Source organism: Paracoccus ravus, assembly GCF_004522175.1.
GTDB lineage: Bacteria > Pseudomonadota > Alphaproteobacteria > Rhodobacterales > Rhodobacteraceae > Paracoccus > Paracoccus ravus.
The window spans coordinates 1-3522 of the sequence record NZ_SDEB01000065.1; the positions used below are offsets into that span (position 1 = coordinate 1).

Here is a 3522-nt window from a genome sequence, read left to right on the forward strand (position 1 = left end):
GCATCTCTCGAAAACGATCAAACGCTGCAAACCAGCGAAAACGGCGCGGGATAGAGCAGCCCGGTAGCTCGTCAGGCTCATAACCTGAAGGTCGCAGGTTCAAATCCTGCTCCCGCAACCAAATATATCGACGAAATATCAAATTTATAAGCCGATGGTGTTCAAATACCACCGGCCTCTACGCGTTTACATCAACGCCACATCAACACCAAAGCAGAAAAAGCGTAGCCGCAGGTAAAATCCGTGGACGGCCTTCGTGGAAGCCTTGTCACATCAGGTTTCCAGTCATCGCCTGTATCAGGCACAGCAATGAAAAATGTCCGCACACATCACGCGGGGTGCTGAGGGACAATGCCTTAGCTTAGCTGAGCGGCAAACTGGCCCAAATTCCCGGACCACCTCTGCGCAGGGCACGCTCACGCGCTTCAGGGGAAGACGGGTTCATGGTCATGTTCATGACGCTCCGCCATACTCTGGGGTTGAGGCTGACCTGCTCCTGACCTGCCCCCCGGTCGTCCCTCGTTCATAACGAGAGTCCTTGGGGTTGATAGTGGTCGGCTTCGGGTTGGGCAAGCGCGCCGGGCGCGGAGCCCTCAGATTGCTCAAGCGCCCGGCGCGCTTCTGCCGGGGTCTTGTTTGCGAGCGAGGAATGCGGCCTGACGTTGTTGTAGTCGTAGCGCCAGAGGGCCAGCTTGCGGCGGGCATCGGCTAGGCTGTCGAAGATCTCCTCGTTCAGGCATTCGTCGCGCAGGCTGCCGTTGAAGCTTCGATGAATCCGTTCTGCTGCGGCTTGCCCGGATCGATGTAGTGCCATTCGACGCCGTTCTCGTTAGCCCACTTGAGGATGGCCTTGCTGGTGAACTCGGTGCCATTGTCCGAGACGATGCAGGCGGGTTTGCCGTAGATCCTGACCAAAGCGTCCAGTTCGTGCGCCACTCTGGCCCCCGAGATGCTGGTGTCGGCGATCAGGGCAAGGTTTTCGCGGCAGCAATCGTCGTTGACGGCCAGGATGCGGAACTTGCGGCAGGCACCGAACGTGTCGGACAGGAAGTCCAGGGACCACCGCTGGTTCGGGCACAATGGCACCGGCATCGGGGTTCGGCTGCCGCGCGCCCGTTTGCGGCCGCGACGGCGGCGCACCGACAGCCCTTCTTCCCGGTAAATCCGGTAGAGCTTCTTCTCGTTCATCACCATGCCCACACGCTCCAGCATGACACCGATGCGTCGATAGCCGAAGCGTCGGCGCTTCTCAGCAATCTTGTGCATCTCCTCACGGATCTCCGGATTGTCCGGTGGCCTCTCGCGCCGCACCGTCTTCGGATCGACACCGATCAGGACGCAGGCCCGGCGTTGAGAGATCGGATGATCCTTCATCGCCCGCAGCACCGCGTCCCGCCGCGCCATCGGTGTCGTCAGGGCTTTCCCAGGAGATCCTTGAGCACGACGTTGTCGAGCATCGCATCCGCCAACAAGCGCTTCAGCTTCGCATTCTCGTCCTCGAGCTGCTTCAGGCGTTTGGCATCGGACAGGTCCATCCCACCATACTTGGCCTTCAGCTTGTAGAACGTCGCAGGGCTCACCCCATGCTTGCGGCACAGCTCAGCCGTCGGCAAGCCAGGCTGCTCTTTGAGCATCCCGATAATCTGCGCTTCAGTGAAACGGCTTTTCCTCATCTCGTCTGCTCCTTCAGGTTGGGCAGACTCCACATCAGACCGAGGGAACTTCCGGGGGGAAGGTCAAGGCCTTGGGGAAACCCGCCCCGGTTCTCAAGTCACGCGCGGCATGATGCATCCCCTTGATCCGGCTGGCCGCAGCTAACCCGCGAGACCGGGTTCTGGCGAGGCGCTCGGGTTGCAACCGGCCGGCCGGGGTGCCACGTTACGGGCAATGACAAGCAAGGGGGTCCGCGATGAGCGAACTGGCTGACAAGCGGAAATTCTATATCAATGGTGCCTGGCTCGCGCCGATCGTGCAGAATGACCTCGAGGTGATCGACCCCTCGACCGAAGAGCCGGTCGCGGTGATCTCGCTTGGCGGGCAGGCCGATACCGATGCGGCGGTCGCGGCGGCCAAAGCCGCCTTCCCGGACTGGTCGGCGACCGCGCCGGCCGAACGTCTGGCCTTTGTCGAAAAGATCCTCGAGATCTATACGCGCCGCCTGCCCGAAATGGGCAAGGCCATCGAGGATGAGATGGGCGCACCGCAGGACATGGCGGTGGGCGATCAGGCCGATTGCGGGATCTGGCATATCGAGACGTTCATCGAAGCGTTCCGGAACTTCGAATTCATCCGCCCGCTCGGCCCACATGCGCCCTCAAGCATGGTCGCTTGGGAGCCGATCGGCGTGGTCGGGCTGATCACGCCCTGGAATTGGCCGATGAACCAGGTCACGCTCAAGGTGATCCCGGCGATACTCGCGGGGAACACGGTTGTGCTGAAACCCAGCGAGATCGCGCCGCTGTCCTCGATCCTCTTTGCCGAGATCGTCGATGAGGCCGGCTTGCCCGCAGGTGTCTTCAATATGGTCAATGGCGACGGTCTGGGGGTCGGCACGCAGCTTTCGACCCATCCCGACGTGCAGATGATCAGCTTTACCGGCTCGACCCGCGCCGGCATCGCCATCACCAAGGCGGCCGCTGATACGGTCAAAAAGGTCGCCTTGGAACTCGGCGGCAAAGGCGCGAACCTGGTCTTTGCCGATGCCGATGAAAAGGCGGTCAAGCGTGGTGTCCGCCATGTCTTTTACAATTCGGGGCAAAGCTGCAATGCGCCGACCCGGATGCTGGTCGAGCGCTCGTTCTACGAGACTGCCGTCGAACAGGCCCGCCAGATCGCCGAGGACACCGCCGTGGCGACTGCCCACCAGCCCGGCCGTCATATCGGCCCGGTGGTGAGCAAAACGCAATGGGACAAGATCCAGGACCTGATCCAGACGGGCATCGACGAGGGCGCGCGTCTGGTTGCAGGCGGTCCCGGCCTGCCCGAGGGCGTCAATCGCGGCTATTTCGTCCGCCCCACGGTCTTTGCCGATGTGACCAATGACATGACCATCGCGCGTCAGGAAATCTTTGGCCCGGTCTTGTCGATCATCCCCTTCGACAGCGAGGAAGAGGCCGTCGAGATTGCCAATGACACGATCTATGGGCTGACGAACTACGTCCAGACGCAGGATGGGGCGCGCCGCAACCGGCTGGCGCGCCAATTGCGCGCCGGCATGGTCGAGATGAACGGCCAGAGCCGCGGCCGCGGTTCCGCCTTTGGCGGCATCGGCGCGTCGGGTCGGGCGCGCGAAGGCGGCGTCTGGGGGCTCGAAGAGTTCATGGACAGCAAGCAGATCAGCGGCTGGGACCTGGACGCCTGACGCGAGGACGAGAAGGGACCGCCCATGCGCGGCGGCCCGGTAATCCTCCCCATGGTTAAGGGGCTGCATAAGTAGAATTTTCTCGTAGCGTGAGCTGAGGAGATTCGAATGAGAAAGAGCCGTTTCACGGAACCGCAGATCATGGCTGTGCTTCGTCAGGC

At 61.9% G+C, this 3522-nt stretch carries 1 protein-coding gene, 1 tRNA gene and 1 pseudogene; 2 read left to right on the forward strand and 1 reads right to left on the reverse strand.

All coding sequences use genetic code 11. From position 1 onward, the window contains the following. The first annotated feature begins 44 nt into the window (after nt 1-44). A tRNA-Met gene (locus ESZ60_RS20350) sits at nt 45-121 on the forward strand. A gap of 402 nt (nt 122-523) precedes the next feature. Here the strand turns inward: ESZ60_RS20350 and ESZ60_RS20355 are convergent. Next, a pseudogene (locus ESZ60_RS20355) lies at nt 524-1673 on the reverse strand (IS3 family transposase). A 236-nt stretch (nt 1674-1909) separates the two neighbouring features. Between ESZ60_RS20355 and ESZ60_RS20360 the strand changes: the two are divergent. Continuing rightward, nucleotides 1910-3361 carry an aldehyde dehydrogenase family protein gene (locus ESZ60_RS20360; RefSeq protein ID WP_134682473.1) on the forward strand — a complete coding sequence of 484 codons (1452 nt, stop codon included), beginning with the start codon at nt 1910-1912 and terminating at the stop codon, nt 3359-3361. Nucleotides 3362-3522: the final 161 nt, after the last annotated feature.